Source organism: Desulfoprunum sp. (assembly GCF_053613775.1).
The window spans coordinates 182,049-197,629 of sequence record NZ_JBSHXH010000006.1; the positions used below are offsets into that span (position 1 = coordinate 182,049).

General features: G+C 59.2%; 12 protein-coding genes and 1 pseudogene. 6 read left to right on the forward strand and 7 right to left on the reverse strand.

Features of this window, described 5'->3' with window-relative positions; genetic code table 11:
* Positions 1 to 12: 12 nt before the first annotated feature.
* The 5 genes from ACWGKN_RS13585 to ACWGKN_RS13605 form a co-directional block, all read right to left on the reverse strand.
* The gene (locus ACWGKN_RS13585; RefSeq protein WP_035227858.1) at positions 13 to 756 is read right to left on the reverse strand and encodes a DUF5131 family protein; all 744 of its coding nucleotides are present in this window, start codon (positions 754 to 756) and stop codon (positions 13 to 15) included.
* Positions 753 to 1,919 carry a three-Cys-motif partner protein TcmP gene (gene tcmP, locus ACWGKN_RS13590; protein ID WP_052159768.1) on the reverse strand — a complete coding sequence of 389 codons (1,167 nt, stop codon included), beginning with the start codon at positions 1,917 to 1,919 and terminating at the stop codon, positions 753 to 755. Before tcmP ends, ACWGKN_RS13585 begins: the two co-directional genes overlap by 4 nt.
* A 95-nt stretch (positions 1,920 to 2,014) precedes the next feature.
* Positions 2,015 to 4,876, reverse strand: a complete 2,862-nt coding sequence (locus tag ACWGKN_RS13595; RefSeq protein WP_452095454.1) for an SNF2-related protein — start codon at positions 4,874 to 4,876, stop codon at positions 2,015 to 2,017.
* A gap of 473 nt (positions 4,877 to 5,349) precedes the next feature.
* On the reverse strand, positions 5,350 to 6,399 hold the full coding sequence (locus ACWGKN_RS13600; protein ID WP_452095455.1) for a metallophosphoesterase family protein: 1,050 nt from the start codon (positions 6,397 to 6,399) through the stop codon (positions 5,350 to 5,352).
* A 190-nt stretch (positions 6,400 to 6,589) separates the two neighbouring features.
* The gene (locus tag ACWGKN_RS13605; protein ID WP_452095456.1) at positions 6,590 to 7,858 is read right to left on the reverse strand and encodes a U32 family peptidase; all 1,269 of its coding nucleotides are present in this window, start codon (positions 7,856 to 7,858) and stop codon (positions 6,590 to 6,592) included.
* Positions 7,859 to 7,953: 95 nt separating this feature from the next.
* Between ACWGKN_RS13605 and mnmA the strand changes: the two genes are divergently transcribed.
* The 6 genes from mnmA (at position 7,954) to ACWGKN_RS13635 (ending at position 14,524) form a co-directional block, all read left to right on the forward strand.
* Complete coding sequence (gene mnmA / locus ACWGKN_RS13610; RefSeq protein WP_452095457.1) at positions 7,954 to 8,991, forward strand: tRNA 2-thiouridine(34) synthase MnmA; 1,038 nt, start codon at positions 7,954 to 7,956, stop codon at positions 8,989 to 8,991.
* Positions 8,992 to 8,995: 4 nt separating this feature from the next.
* Positions 8,996 to 10,306 (forward strand): tRNA (N(6)-L-threonylcarbamoyladenosine(37)-C(2))-methylthiotransferase MtaB, encoded by a 1,311-nt coding sequence (mtaB, locus tag ACWGKN_RS13615; RefSeq protein ID WP_452095458.1) that lies wholly within the window; start codon positions 8,996 to 8,998, stop codon positions 10,304 to 10,306.
* Complete coding sequence (locus ACWGKN_RS13620) at positions 10,303 to 11,550, forward strand: CinA family nicotinamide mononucleotide deamidase-related protein (RefSeq protein WP_452095459.1); 1,248 nt, start codon at positions 10,303 to 10,305, stop codon at positions 11,548 to 11,550. Before mtaB ends, ACWGKN_RS13620 begins: the two co-directional genes overlap by 4 nt.
* 102 nt (positions 11,551 to 11,652) lie before the next feature.
* Positions 11,653 to 12,729, forward strand: a complete 1,077-nt coding sequence (gene recA, locus ACWGKN_RS13625) for a recombinase RecA (protein ID WP_052159771.1) — start codon at positions 11,653 to 11,655, stop codon at positions 12,727 to 12,729.
* A gap of 36 nt (positions 12,730 to 12,765) precedes the next feature.
* On the forward strand, positions 12,766 to 14,193 hold the full coding sequence (locus ACWGKN_RS13630) for an NAD(P)/FAD-dependent oxidoreductase (RefSeq protein ID WP_452095460.1): 1,428 nt from the start codon (positions 12,766 to 12,768) through the stop codon (positions 14,191 to 14,193).
* 172 nt (positions 14,194 to 14,365) lie between these two features.
* Entirely contained in the window at positions 14,366 to 14,524 is a 159-nt protein-coding gene (locus ACWGKN_RS13635; protein WP_035227872.1) for a rubredoxin, read from the forward strand.
* Positions 14,525 to 14,579: 55 nt separating this feature from the next.
* On the opposite strand, the pseudogene ACWGKN_RS13640 reads toward ACWGKN_RS13635, so the two are convergent.
* Both ACWGKN_RS13640 and ACWGKN_RS13645 read right to left on the reverse strand, forming a co-directional pair.
* Positions 14,580 to 14,867: pseudogene (locus ACWGKN_RS13640) on the reverse strand (hypothetical protein); the annotation flags it as partial.
* A gap of 119 nt (positions 14,868 to 14,986) precedes the next feature.
* Positions 14,987 to 15,496, reverse strand: coding sequence for a ferritin (locus tag ACWGKN_RS13645; protein WP_035227876.1), 510 nt, complete (start codon positions 15,494 to 15,496; stop codon positions 14,987 to 14,989).
* Between the last annotated feature and the right edge of the window lie 85 nt (positions 15,497 to 15,581).

The window sequence follows — 15,581 nt, forward strand, 5'->3', positions numbered from 1 at the left end:
AGCGAAATACATTTACCTCTTTTCCATAAAGGGCACGGCATCCCAAGTCCGGCCATTCAGCAAACGACCATTCAGTTTCTTGCCTCGTTTCTTACCATCAGCACTCCAGCCTCCCCATTGTTTGAAAAAAAAGGCTATCCCGTGTTCATCACACTGACGTTGGATATTCAAGACCCATTCGGATCGCATGGGGCGGGCCTTGGGACCGGATTCTCCACCGACAATGACCCAATGAATACCGGTCAAGTCGATTTCGCCGAGATCTTCAAGTAGGGGTTCAATGGAAACGAAACGAACAGCGGCGGGAATCCTACTGAGGGCACGAAGGCGAGGGAGGCCGTATGCACGATCTTCCATAGTTACTCCCAGCCAGACGTTGTTCGGCACTTGATTTTTACTAAAAAAATCAGCCATCCGTTCAGCCCGCTTAGTCAAAATCTGGAATGTGTGCTGTGATGCGAGCCGCATGACCTCCAATATCTGCAAGAGATAACTGTCCGGTATTTCCTCATGGAACAAATCACTCATCGAGTTGACAAAATAGACAGTGGGCTGCTTGCGCTTCATCGGCTCTGCCAGACGGGTGGGAAGAAGGGTTAGGCAAAATCCATTTTCATAGCCTTTGACACCCATCGCCTGTAAGCGTTTAGCCATCACCTCGGCATAACAATGGGCGCAGCCGGGTGATATTTTGCTGCAACCAACTGTCGGATTCCAGGTCTGTTCAGTCCATTCAATAGATGTTTTGGTGCTCATGGTATAACCTTTATAAGAAATTCGCCTTTACTGTGATTTTCTGCGAAGTGAACAAATTTACTGCGGCGCTTCCCGGTTGCGTCGAGATTCTTCACCTTTCCTTCTTTTGCCAGTTCACCAAAAGCTGCCTGCAAATCACCTTCAAACCATGCCGATTCTTCGAGCATATCGGCCAACTCCTCAATGCCAAACTGGCAGGGTGAATTTGTCAGCCTGTCAAGCCAGAACAATTTGACTTCGGCTGGATCAGCATGCTTTTCCATCGGCATCCAATCGGCGGACGAAAAAAGTTCAAGTTGGCCGCTTTTGTTTTCGCGTTTTTTCTGTTTTGCCTGAGCCCGGGTACGGCGCTGGACAAGATCTAGCTTCTCGGATGCCTCCATGAAGACGGTAATGCCTTTTGCATGTCGAGTCAGATATATCAAATGATACAAGGTTCGGTCGATGGTTGGCTCCAGCACCGGCACGGAAACGACACGAGGTTTCCCTCCTCTGGCAGGCACAATCTCTTTGAGGCGTTTCAGATAGAGTTTGACAAGATATTCCTCTTTTTCCTCCGGCGAACGACCATCGGTTTCAGGAATCTCACCGAAGATTGCTCGCATATCCTCTTGGAAGAGATCTTGGCTGTGGGCACGGAGTAAAAATTCATACATGAAATTAATCAGGAATTCCGAATTGGGACGCTTCAGGAGCGGCGTAAGGGTTGAAATCTCAACGACCTTTTTCCACCCTTTGGGATCAATGAAAAAGAAGGTGAAATCATTCGGACCGCACCATTCGAGGATTGATTCCCGTAATTCGAAAAAATCACCCGTCAGTGCTGTAGTTGAGACCTCCTTTTGAGGCCTCGCAGCCAGATAATTTTGTAATTTCTGAAAAGATTTTTTGTTCTTCTCAATGAACAGGGCCTGGAACGTTACATTCCTTCCCATTTGTTTAAGACCTTCCCGGCATTTTTGGATTATTTTTAGAGCGATGCCTATCGATGTGTCTTGAAGGTCATCACACCCTTCCTGCCAAGGACCGGAAAAACAATCCACGTAACGAATATTTTTTTGATACTGACCAATGATCATAAAAAGACGCAGCAGATAGGTTTCGAGAAGCTGATGTTTCACAAAAGCCTGCTCGCGCCCATGGTAACTTTCAGGAATTTGCATTGGCTACCTTTCGAAGAAATGAGCTCAATTCATTAAGATTGTCGACTTATGAACCTTGGTAATAGATGTAAAGTTTGATTTCCCTCGTGAATCCATCAATTTTCTACCATCCAGCGCATGGTAAAAAGTGATATTGAGTTAACTTGTTGCTGCAACTTTCCCTCAATCTGAGCAATTAATTCATCCCGCTGCCGATCCACCTCATCCTGGGCTTCAAAAAGTGAACGCCGTTTCTGGTTGCGCTGAGACTCCAAGCTTTTGATCTGTTTTTGACCGGCGAGCTTTTCCTCCAGAGTCAGTGCCGTGCTCGTCGCTCGACGGACTTCCTTGATCTGGCGATCAATCTCTTTGATCTCTCGTTCCAGCCCTGCTTTCAGGTCATCGGCCCAACCATCGAGCTTGTCTGCCTCGGCCGCAAAGAAGCGGGCATTCCGTTCGGAGACATCGCGCTGGATGGCGGTTCGGCGTCGGTGAAGATGGGTCTGTAAAAGAGCGGGCGGAGGATCTTGGATCTGTTTGACGACGCTCCCCGGCAGTGTGAACAGCCTGGCTGCCAATTCCTCTGCCAAAATCTCGCCCTCATCGGTGGAAGCGGCAAAAATGAGGTGATCTTCGGCTTGCTCCAGGGATTCGATACTGAACAGCGAAAGTGCCAGCCACCCGGCTTTGCCGATGAATGGCTCCAGTTGAGAGATCTTGCCGTCGTGGAGGCCATAGTTGAAATGAATTTCAGCCTGTGGCAGGTCACGACCTTTTGCTTGGGCCAGCAGAGCCTCGGCCAATGGATGATTCAGGCGGTACAGATGGGCATCGCCGGATCGGCGGGGCAACTCATATAAGCCCAAGGGAATAGCGGTAGCTGGAAAAGGCAATGCCTTGAGGCGAAACGAGGAATCATCGATGAACTCGGCATGATCATCCAGCTCGAACCGGGAAAGTTGCATGAGCAATCGTTCGTACCGGTTGAGGCAGGCGCGGGAGGCTTCATCGCGTATTTTGAGTTTCTCGCGCACTTCATCATCGAAATGCTCCAAGAGCTTCTGCCGGGTGCTGGTCATGGATGCATTAATCTCCAGGCTGAGTTCAAGCTGGAGTTGGTTGAATGCGCTTTCGATATCCTCAGGTCTTCGGCAATTTTGGTAGATGGTAACGATCCGTTTCTCGAAATCCACTCCCGATTCGATGGTACCTAAGATCTCGTCACTGGCGCCGAACACGCCTTCAAAGAGCTGGAATTTTTCGGCCAACAGTTCATAGACGCGCTGATCGGCGGCATTCTTGCGGTTGAGGAAGTTGACCACCACAACATCATGCTTCTGGCCATACCGATGACAGCGACCAATGCGCTGTTCGATGCGCTGCGGATTCCAGGGCAGGTCATAGTTCACCACCAGGGAACAGAACTGGAGATTGATCCCCTCGGCGCCAGCCTCGGTGGCAATCATGATGCGGCCCTGTTCCCGGAAATAATCCACCAGAGCTGAACGCATGTCGGCGGTCCGGGAACCGGTGACCCGTTCGCTGCCCTGGTGACGCTCCAGCCACTCCGCCAGGATGTGTCGCGATGATTCATCGGTATTGCTGCCGTTGAAGAGAACAACACCTTCGCGCCAAGGACTGTCGGTCAGCAGTCGCAACAGGTAGTTTTGGGTACGGCGTGATTCAGTGAAGATGATCGCTTTCTCTGCACCGCCAAATTCGCGCGCCTTAAGAAAGGCAATGTCCAGTGCTTTAAGCAGGGCTTTACCTTTGGCGTTGTGTTCGATGGAGGTGGCTAGGGCGGCGAAGGCATCGAGATCGGCAACTTCTTGTCCAATGGCGGCTCGGTCCGTCTCGGTCAGCGATTCAACGGATTCACCGTTGCTCCATTCCTCGATAGTTCCATCCAACGCTTCGTAGTCTCCATCCAGTTCCTCTTCCAAAGGCCGGGCCGGTTCCTGTTGCCGGAGCTTGGCCTTGAGTCGGTTAGAGATGGAGGTGAGCGCCCCGGCGATGGCAAAGGTAGACGAAGCCAAAAGTTTGCGCAGCACCAAGGTCATCAGGGACCGCTGGCCGGTGGGTAGGGCTTGCAGATTTTCTCGTTGCAGGTATTCGGAGACCAAATGATACAGCCGATTCTCGCTCTCCTCCGGGGTGAACTCTTCCACGAGAGGCAAGCGTTTGGTGAAAGGGATATAGGCCGTGACCTGCCGGCGCAAAGTGCGATGACAAACGGGTTTGAGCCGTGCCTTGAGCGTCTCGAATACCTGTTCCTGATTGAGATTGGCAAACTGTTCGCGGAAACTTTTCAGGTCGCCGAAGGTGTGCTCATCGATAAAACTGACCAGTCCGAACAACTCCAGCAGGGAGTTCTGCAGGGGCGTGGCGGTGAGCAGTAGCTTGTCCTTGCCGGCCAGTGCAACCTTGAGCGTGTTGGCGATGACATTCGACGGTTTGTAGACGTTACGCAACCGGTGCGCCTCGTCGATCACCACCAAATCCCAAGCAATAGCCTGGACCTCTCCAGCCTTACTCTTGGCGAACTGATAGGAACAGATGACGATTTCCGGCGCCTCAAACGGCCGAAACTGTCCCTGTTTCATGGCGGCATTGTAGGACTTGGCCTCAAGAATGCGGCAGGGAAGAAAGAATTTTTCGGCAAGCTCCTGAAACCATTGCTTGCGAAGGTTGGAAGGGGTGATGATAAGGATACGCCGCCTGCGTTCGGCCCATTTTTGCGAAAGGACAAGACCGGCTTCGATGGTTTTGCCCAGCCCAACCTCGTCTGCCAACAAGGCCCCTTTCGACAGCGGCGATTGAAAGGCAAAGAGAGCCGCATCGACCTGATGCGGGTTGAGATCAACCTGGGCACTCGCCACAGCGCCGGTGAGTTTTTCAACGCTGTCAGGCGGATAGCGCTTCGTTAACTCATAAGCAAAATATTTCGATTGATAGTGAGCGAATGGTATATCTTCCAAAATAACTTTGTGTAATTTTACTCTAAATTTGATTTACCTCTTTGGCGCACGAGATTGCAGCACAATGACCTCGGGAAAAATGCGCAGTTGCTCCTCAAGAAATTATCCAATTCTTTATAGTGCCATAGGAATAAATGACAAGAATTATTTAAAAAAAGCTTGATGACTACCAAGCTAATCGAAAAGCATATTCTGGCTTTTCGTCATTTCATGTGGATTTCAGTAAACTTTGAATCGGAATGCGCGAAAGGGGCCGGATTAATTCTTGAAGCTGACCAGCTGCCCGCTAGTGAGAAGTTTACCGGTACTATCCGGTATAAAGGCAGATTGAACTTGCCGCTCCTAATCGTTCAAAATATTGGATCTCCCTTGACTTGAGATATCTACCGTGAACCTATCGTTGGCCAATCCACAATTATATTCAAACACTGAAACTGTGTTTCTGGCCGATTCTAAAGCTTTTCCGCGCCAGGTCAGCGCGGGGGCGGCACGAGGATGGTGCGGTCAAACTCGGCCTGCCAGCGGTTTTCACAATGGTTGAAGGTGCGGACCTGGACCCGATTCGGATACAGATAGAGGGAGTTGGTCCAGATCGTGTCGCCCTTCATGCTGTTATTGTGAATATTGACGATCCGATCGGCGTAGATGTTGATGAAGGAGGCATAGCTGGCTTCAGTGGGCGGGGTGTGGGTATGACCGGACACCCAGAGAAAGACCTGGGGGTTGGTGATCAGGAGCATGTGCATCCAGGCCGCCGGCTGGATGACGGCATTGGGACGATTGACATAGTGCCTGAATCTGGTCTGGGTCCCGTGAAGCGGAGGGTGGGCGAAGATCATGGTTGGTTGGTTGCGGTGCCGGAGGAGCTGAATGCGGAGCCATGCCAGTTGCGCTTCGCCGATGCCGACGCCAAAACGGTCATGATCGGTGGAGAGAAAAAGGAGGAGGTAGCCGCCGATTTCCAACTTGTAGTAGTGCTGGTTAAGGCCGAAGGTTTGCCGGAATTTGGCCAGCTTCGCCTGCTGAAAAACAAAGGGGGCACGGACATACCCTCTGGCCACAAGCGGATAAGGCGTTTGGAAGCAATAGTCGTGGTTGCCGACAATCGGGGCCATGGGGTGGCGCAGGTTGCGGAAATAGGTAGCGGCGGCGGCATATTCCCTATCGGTGCCGTACCTTTCGGTAAGGTCGCCGACGGCAACAACCAGGGCGACATCCCGCCAGGAATTGATCCGCGCCAGCACCGCCCGCTTGGCGGCCGGATTGTTACCCGGCAGATGGGGATCGCCGAGAACAACCAGGTGGGCGGGTGCACCGGTGCCGACAGGGGGATGCCCGGCTCCGCACCCGCAGAGGACGATGAGCGCGAGCAGAACTGTGACGATCAGCGGCGCGACCGGCCGACGGCTTGGCAGTGACGTCGCCGGCCGACCACCGCTGTCAGATGCGGCCCAACACCAGCCGGTTCTCAACACCTCAAACACCGATGTTGCAACGTTGGCTATCGAATTCAGGGGATACATACAAGTCCCATTATGCAATACACCCAAAGGGAGGCAAGCATGGAAAGATGGTCGCAACCCGAACCCGGCCCTGAACGGAGGGCAAGTGTGGTGGCGCTATCGTCGATATGGCGGAGGAGTAGGGATTCGAAACAGCACCTGCTCACAAAGGCTTAAGTTCAATGATAATCAGACGCGAAAATGACCGGCCTCACCTCGTCCGCCGCAGGATGCCGTTGACCTCGCCCCGGGCCAGCGGAGGGTCGGTGGTGAGGACGACCCGCTCCCCGGGGTTGGCGCGGCTGAGCGGTTCGCAGCGCTCGTTGTGCATCGCCGCGATCCTGAGCGGCAACACCGCGATTCCCCGGCCCATATACTCGACCGCCTCGCCGCTGGCCAGGGGATTGCGGGCCTCGACCAGCGGCTGGTCGCCGGCCCGGCGGATTACCGCCACCGGCTCGCAGGGCTGGGTGGCCCGCGGCGTCTGGTACAGCATCTCGTCGGCCCCGGGCCGTTGGCGCAGGAAGTTGTCGCTGGTGCCGCGGGTGCCGGTTTTCAGCAGTTCCTCCATCAGCACCTCCGGCAGCCGGATCGCCTCCGGCCGCCGCCACGCCTCCGCCGGCAGGCCGCCGAGAAAATCGAGCGCCGCCCGGTAGACCCGCACGGTCCCGCCGACATAGAAGATCGACTTCATCCGCCCCTCGATCTTCAGCGAGTCGACGCCGGCGGCCGCCAGTTCCGGCAGGGCCTCGAGCAGGCAGAGGTCCTTGGCGTTGAAGATATAGGTGCCGCGCTCGTCCTCCTCGACCGGGAAGTACTGGCCCGGCCGCTTTTCCTCGACCAGGGCGTAGCTGTAGCGGCAGGGATGGGCGCAGTTGCCCCGGTTGGCATCGCGGCCGGTCATGTAGTTCGACAGCATGCAGCGCCCGGAATAGGAGATGCACAACGCCCCGTGGACGAAGATCTCGAGCTCGCCGGCGACCGCGCCGCGGATCGCCCGGATTTCGGCAAGCGACAGCTCGCGGGCGAGATTGAGCCGGACGGCCCCCTGCCCCAGCCAGAAGGCGGCGGCCAGGCGGTTGGTGACGTTGGCCTGGGTCGAGAGATGGAGCGGCAACTGCGGCACCAGGGTCCGGGCCCGCATCAGGATCCCCGGATCGGCGATGATCAGGGCGTCGACGCCGATGGCGCCCAGTTCGCGGAGATACCCGTCCAGTCCGGCCAGGTCGTCGTTGTGGGCAAGGATATTGACCGTGACGTAGACCTTGACTCCGTGGGCATGGGCATATCGAACCCCCTCGCGCATCGCTTCGGCGTCAAAATTGCCGGCCTTGGCCCGCAGGCTGAAGCGGCGGCCGCCGAGGTAGACGGCATCGGCGCCGTAGTGGACGGCGGTCACCAGTTTTTCGTAATTGCCGGCCGGGGCCAGCAGTTCCGGCAGGACCGGGCGAGGGCCTTTGCCACTTTCCTTTTCGTTCATCCTACAGTATTATAATGTGTTGATTTTTCCGGCCGATAGAGCGCCGATTGAACCTGCTACAGTACGATATACCGCCGCGACGGACAAGGAATTCGGTGAGTGCAATACAGATCGGCATAGCCATGAGCGGAGGCGTCGACTCGACCGCCTGTGCCATCATGCTGCAGAAAACCCATGCTGTCCAGGGCTTTTTCATGCACCTGGCCCAGCCGGATTACCAGTCCCAGCTCGCCCGGGTGGAAGGGATCGCCGCCCGCCTCGGCATCGGCCTGACGACCGTCGACCTGCGCCGCCAGTTCGAGGAGCGGGTGCTCGACTATTTTTCATCCAGCTACCGGTCGGGCCTCACTCCCAACCCCTGCCTGGTCTGCAACCGCGAGATCAAGTTCGGCCTGCTGCTGGCGGCGATGACGGCGGCCGGGGTCGACACCATGGCCACCGGCCACTACGCCCGGATCGTCGAGCGGGACGGTGTCTTCCACCTGCACCGGGGGGTCGACCGGCACAAGGATCAGAGCTACTTTCTCGCCCGCCTGCTCCAGGCGCAGCTTCGCCGCCTGCGGCTGCCGCTGGGCGATTGGACCAAGGAGGCGACCTACGCCTTCGTCGCCGCCCATGGCTTTACCGGCTTTTCCGGCGCCGAGAGCCAGGATGTCTGCTTCCTCGGCGCCGAGAGCGTCGGTGATTTCCTTCTCCGCCGCCTGCCCGACCTGGCTGCCGACGGTCCGGTGCTCACCGTCGACGGGCGGGAGATCGGCCGCCATCGCGGCCTCTTCCGCCACACCGTCGGTCAGCGCCGGGGCCTGGGACTGCCGGACAGCAGCCCCTGGTACGTGGTCCGTCTCGACCCGGCAACCAACAGCCTGGTCGTCGGCAAGCAGGATGATCTGCTGCAGCGGCAGGTCGAGATCGCCGATCTGCACTGGCTGGCAGGAACACCGGCCGAAAGCGGCGACCGCTTCGAGGTCCGCCTCCGCTCGACCCACCGCGGGGCGACGGCGACCTTCGAGATCACAGGCGAACTACGGGCCCGGCTTCATTTCGATCTCCCCCAACGGGCCGTCACCCCGGGTCAGTTCGCCGTCCTCTACCAGGGCGACGAGGTGGTCGGCAGCGGCGTCATCTCCAGGTAAGCACATGCACAGCGTTCAGATCATCACCCTCGGCTGCAAGGTCAACCAGTTTGAATCAGCCTCCTTCCGCACCGGCTTCGAGCGGGTCGGATGGTCGACCGGTGGCGAGGGGCCTGTCGACCTCGTCGTCATCAACACCTGCGCCGTCACGGCCAAGGCCGGGGCCCAATCGCGGCAGGCGATCCGCCAGGCCCTGCGCCACAGTCCGGACGCCCGGCTGATCGTCACCGGCTGCTACGCCGAGGCGGCGGCCGCCACCATCGCCGACATGCCGGAACTGGCCAACCGCTCCTTCACCATCATCGGCAACAGCGACAAGGAGCTACTGGTCCAGACCGCCCTGCAGGACGGCGACCTGCCGGAGCGGCTGATGGGCGACATCATGGCCGCCACCGAGATCTGCCGTCTGCCGGTCGGCCGCTTCGGGGCGAGGACCCGGGCCTTCCTCCGGGTCCAGGACGGCTGCGACAGCTACTGCTCCTACTGCATCGTGCCGTTCACCCGCGGCCCCAGCCGCAGCCTGCCGGCGGACGAGGTGGTGCGACAGGCGGCGATCTTCGCCGCCGCCGGCCACAAGGAGATCGTCGTCACCGGCATCCACCTCGGCTACTACGGCCGCGACCTGGTGGGGGGCCCGCCCCTGCCCGGTCTGCTCGACCGGCTGTCTGCTGCCCTGCCGCAGATCCGCTTCCGCATCTCGTCGCTGGAGCCGATCGAAATCGACGAGCGGCTGCTCGAGCTGGTCGCCGCCCGCCCCAACCTCATGCCCCATCTCCACATCCCGCTGCAATCGGGCGACGACGAGATCCTCAGCCGGATGAACCGCCGTTACACGGTCGCCCGCTTCGCCAAGGTCATCGCCCTGTGCCGCCAGTATCTTCCCGACGCCGCCATCGGCATCGACGTCCTGGCCGGTTTTCCCGGCGAGACCGAGGCCCATTTCACCCGGACCCGGTCCTTTCTCGAGGGCCTCGACTGGACCTACCTCCACGTCTTTCCCTACTCGGACCGTCCCGGCACGGAGGCCGCGACCTTCCGCGGCAAGGTGGCCAAGCAGGACAAATCGCGGCGGGTGGCGGAACTCATGGCCCTGGGAGAGCAGAAAAAACTGGCCTTTTACCGTCGCCAGCTCGGCAGGAGACTGCCGGTCCTGGTCGAGACCCAGCGGACCGGCGACGGCCTGCTGCGGGGGTTCACCGACAACTACGTCCCGGTGGTGATCGCCGGGGAGGATACGCTGATGGACACTATCGTTATGGTCGAACTGCAGCACCTGGAAAACACTATCCTTCGGGGGGAGGTATGTCAGGGATGAAGGTAGAGATCATTGCCATCGGCGACGAACTGACCTCGGGCCGGATCCTCAACACCACCAGCGGCTACGCCGCCCGCCAGCTGTTCGAGGCCGGGTACGAGATCCACGCGATGCACACCATCGGCGACACCCCGGCGCTGATCGGCGAGGCATTGAAGAAGGCGATCAGCGAGGTCGACGCGGTGCTGGTTACCGGTGGGCTCGGCTCGACCGACGACGACATGACCAACGAGGCGGTGTCGAAGGCCCTGAATCGCCCGACCCTGCCCAACCTCGAGGTCCTGTCGATCGTCCGCACCCACCTCGACGAGATCAGCCCGGCCCACGTCGGCCAACTGGAGAAGCTGGCGTGGCTGCCCGAAGGCGCCGAGGTCCTCAACCCCCAATCGCGCATGGCCGGCTACCAGCTGATCCACGACGAAAAACCGATCTTCTTCCTGCCCGGCATCCCCAGCCAGATGAAGCAGCTCCTGCGCGAATACGTGCTGCCGCGCCTGGCCACCTGGCACAAGGACCACTATCTCACCACCTACCAGCGGGTGTTCAAGATCTTCAACCTGCCGGAGTCCGAGGTCAACCGCCGCATCAGTACCCTCGACCTGAGCCGGGACGCCCATATCGGCTATTACCCGGTTTTCCCCGAGGTCCACCTCAGCCTGATCATCCGTGACAAACAGAACCACAGCGCCGAAAAACTCTTTATATCTTCCTGCAAAGCCATTAATACTGTGCTCGGCGACGCCGTCTACGGCTACGACCGGGACTGCATGGAGTCGGTGACCGGCGGCCTGCTGCAGCAGACCGAGCGGCGGCTGGCGGTGGCCGAATCCTGCACCGGCGGCCTGATCTCGAAAAAAGTGACGACGATCGCCGGCAGTTCGAACTACTTCCTCGGCGGGGTGGTCGCCTACGCCAACGAACTGAAAACCCGGTTTCTCGATGTCCCCGAAGACCTCCTCAACGTGCATGGAGCAGTCAGCCGCGAGACCGCCGAAGCGATGGCCGGCGGCATCCGCAACCGGACCGGAGCCGACATCGGCCTGTCGGTGACCGGAATCGCCGGTCCCACCGGCGGTTCGGAAGAAAAACCGGTGGGTACGGTCTATATCGGCATCGCCACCGCCGAGGGCACCTGGGCCACCCACTTCCTGTTCAAGGGCGATCGGCAGCAGATCCGGGAGATAACGGCCCAGACCGGGCTCGACCTGGTGCGGAAGTACCTGCTGCAGACCACCGGGACATGATCGGTAAGAACCATCAACTACGATCGGGACTTCCTGCGCAGAGCGGGGCATGACTCCCGTGCGGGAATGTATCCCCTTCAATCCATTATTCTGGAGAACAACATGGCGGCAAACAGCAGCAAAGAGCAACCGGGACAAAGCGGCAAGGACAGATCGACGAGCGTCGACAACGCAATCAGCCAGATCCAGAGGCAGTTCGGCAAGGGGTCGATCATGCGTCTCGGCACCCATGTGACGGAACCGATTCCGGTGATCCCGAGCGGCGCCCTCAGCCTCGATATCGCCCTCGGCGTCGGCGGTTTTCCCAAGGGCCGGATCACCGAGATCTACGGGCCGGAATCGTCGGGCAAAACCACGCTGGCCCTCCACGTGGTGGCCGAGGCCCAGAAACGGGGCGGGGCGGCGGCCTTCATCGACGCCGAGCACGCCCTCGACACCGCCTACGCCCAGCGGCTGGGGGTCGACGTCGACAACCTGCTGGTGTCGCAGCCGGACTTCGGCGAGCAGGCCCTGGAGATCGCCGAGATCCTGATCCGCTCCGGCGGCGTCGATGTCATCGTCATCGACTCGGTGGCGGCGCTGGTCCCCCGCGCCGAGATCGACGGCAACGTCGGCGACGCCCATGTCGGCCTGCAGGCCCGACTGATGTCCCAGGCGATGCGCAAGTTCACCGGGGTCCTCAGTCGCAGCAATACCATCCTCATCTTCATCAACCAGATCCGGATGAAGATCGGGGTGATGTTCGGCAATCCCGAGACCACCACCGGCGGCAACGCCCTCAAGTTCTATTCGTCGCTGCGCCTCGATATCCGCAAGATCGCCACGATCAAGCAGGGCGACGAGGCCATCGGCAGCCGCACCAAGGTCAAGGTGGTGAAGAACAAGGTCGCCCCGCCGTTCAAAACAGCCGAATTCGACATCGTCTACGGCGAGGGGATCTCGAAGGCCGGCGACATCCTCGACCTGGCCACCGAGCACGAGATCATCGACAAGAGCGGGGCCTGGTATTCCTACAACGAGGAACGGATCGGCCAGGGCCGGGAAAACTCCAAGCGTTTTCTCGCCGATCATCCCGAGATGTGCACCGAGATCGAGAACAAGGTGCGGCTGGCCTTCGGCATGGCGACAATCGAGGTGCCCAAGGCCGCCGAGACTCAGGCGGCGCCGGCCAAGGAATAAGGCTGGCCTCCGGTCGCCCCTCATCAAGTCGAAATAATGAAGAAAATCAAGACACAGTTTGACGTGATCATCGTCGGCGGGGGCCCGGCCGGCCTCTTCGCCGCCTATTACCTGAGCGAACACAGCCGGCTCGACGTCCTGTTGATCGAAAAGGGCAAGGCCCCGCTCAAGCGGAAGTGTCCGATCAAGGACGCGGGCTGCATCAAGTGCCGGCCCTGCAACATCCTGTGCGGCATCGGCGGGGCGGGACTGTTTTCCGACGGCAAGCTCAACTTCATCCACAAGCTGGGCAAGACCGACCTGACCCAGTTCATGGAGACCTCGGCGGCAATCCGGCTGATCGCCGAGACCGAGCGCATCTACAACCGCTTCGGCATGGACGGCAAGGTCTTCCCCACCGACATGGAGAAGGCCATGGCGATCCGCAAGCAGGCGCGCAAGCAGGGGATCGAGCTGCTGATCATCAAGCAGAAGCATCTCGGCAGCGACAACCTGCCCGGCCATATCGCCGCGATGGCCGACTACGTCCGCGACCGGGGTGTCACCTTCCACCACTCGGAGGAGGTGCGTGAGGTGGTGGTCGCCGGCGGCGCCGTCACCGGGGTGGTCACCAACCACGGCAGTTACGAGGCGGCTAACGTCATCCTTGCCCCGGGACGGGTCGGGGCGGAGTGGATCGGCGGGGTCGCCCGCAGCCATGGCATCGAGCTGTCCCAGCGCGGGATCGAGGTCGGCGTGCGGGTCGAGGTCCACAACGAGATCATGGAGGATCTGTGCTCGATCATCTATGACCCGACCTTCTTCGTCCGCACCACCAAATACGACGACCAGACCCGCACCTTCTGCACCAACCTCGGCGGTTATGTGGCGCTGGAAAACTACCAGGACTTCGTCTGCGTCAACGGTCACGCCTATATGGACAAAAAATCCGACAACACCAACTTCGCCTTCCTGTCGAAGGTGGTGCTGACCGACCCGGTGGAGGACAACCAGGCCTACGGCGAATCGATCGGCCGGCTGTCGACCCTGATCGGCGGCGGCAAACCGATCCTCCAGCGCTACGGCGACCTGACCCGCGGCCGCCGCTCCACCTGGAACCGGGTCCACAACAGCTACATCGAGCCGACCCTGAAGAACGTCACCTGCGGCGATATCGCCATGGCCCTGCCGGAGCGGATCCTCACCAATCTGGTCGACGGCCTCGAGCAGCTCAACCAGGTCATCCCCGGGGTCGCCAACGACGAGACCCTGCTCTATGCCCCGGAGATCAAATTCTTCGCCACCCAGATCACTACCGACAACCACCTCGAAACCGCGATCAAGGGACTGTTCGTTGCCGGCGACGGCCCCGGGGTGGCCGGCAACATCGTTTCGGCGACGGCCACCGCCCTGGTGCCATCGAAGGAGATCCTGCGGCGCAACGGCTACCCGGTGCCGACCGACGACGAGGACGGCGGCCGCTGACCCCCGGTCGCCATCAACCCCGGATCGCGGTCGACCGATCACCTCCGGGGTGAACTGCAACCTGCATTATCCTGTTGACATCCGATTCCCATCCGGTATAATCAATGATAATCAGTAATGATTATCATTTTCTTTTATTTGTGTTCCACAAACCTACAGGGAGGAAGCAATCATGGACAAATGGGAATGCCCGTGCGGTTACATTTATGATCCGGCAGAAGGCGATGTTGAACACGGCGTTGACCCGGGTACTCCCTGGGAACAACTGCCCGACGGTTGGGTCTGCCCCCTTTGCGGCGCCGAAAAGGAGGCGTTCTGGAAGGTAGATTGATATCACCGACCGGAACCGGGGAGGAGAGGGCCACTCCCTCCCTCCCCTGCGCCGGTCAGGATGTAATCAGGGCGTACAGCGCGTCGTTGTAGCCGATATAGAAGACCCGGCCGCGGCGCAGCACCGGCGCCCGCAGGTTGCCGGTACGACCGGTGATCCTGGCCAGGATTTCGTCCTTGGCCGCCTTCGCCGGCAGCAGTTCTTCGATCTTCCCGCCGGCGGCCACCACGATCTGGTCGGCCCCGGCCACCAGGTGCCAGGCCGCATCTCCCTGCAATACCGTTTTCCTGGCATCCACCACTTCATCAACCTTGATCCCAGCCTGATCGAGGGCCGCCCGGGCCTTCTGGCAGGACGCTCAGCCGCTGCGAAAGTATCCCCACTCTATGATCATCTTCATCCACTCCAAAAAAACTGCCGCCGCAGGTGACCGCGGCCTGTCCCACTTCGATTATCGCTGCCTCAGGCCGCGACCGGCGGGGTGAAGATCCGCTTGCCCATCTCCAGGTCCATCGCGAACATCCCGGCCGAATCCTTGCCGATCATCTTCAACTTGTTGAGAACCTCGCCGACACTGGCCTCCTCTTCCACCTGCTCGGTGACATACCACTGGAGAAAGATGTTCGAGGCATGATCGCGCTCGTCGAGGGCGCAGTTGACGAGGTCGTTGATCAGTTTGGTGACATGAGCCTCGTGCCTGGCCACCTGCTTGAGCACCGTCAGCGGTGAGTCCCACGTGTCGTCCGGTTTGGCGATTGCCTCCAGGACCACCGTGCCGCCCCGTTCGTTGACGTAATCAAACATCTTGGTTGCATGGAACAGCTCTTCCTGGACCTGGCAGCGCATCCAGTTGGCGAACCCGGGCAGACTCCTGGCGCTGAACCAGGCCGACATCGACAGATAAAGATACGACGAGTACAGTTCGGCATTGATCTGACCGTTGAGGGCATCGTTGAGTTTGTCGCTGATCATTCCTTCCTCCTTCTCCGTTGATCGTCCATGCGTTCGGGCACCACGCCTCGGCGCACGGACATTTATTTCTTTTTCTTATCCTTCT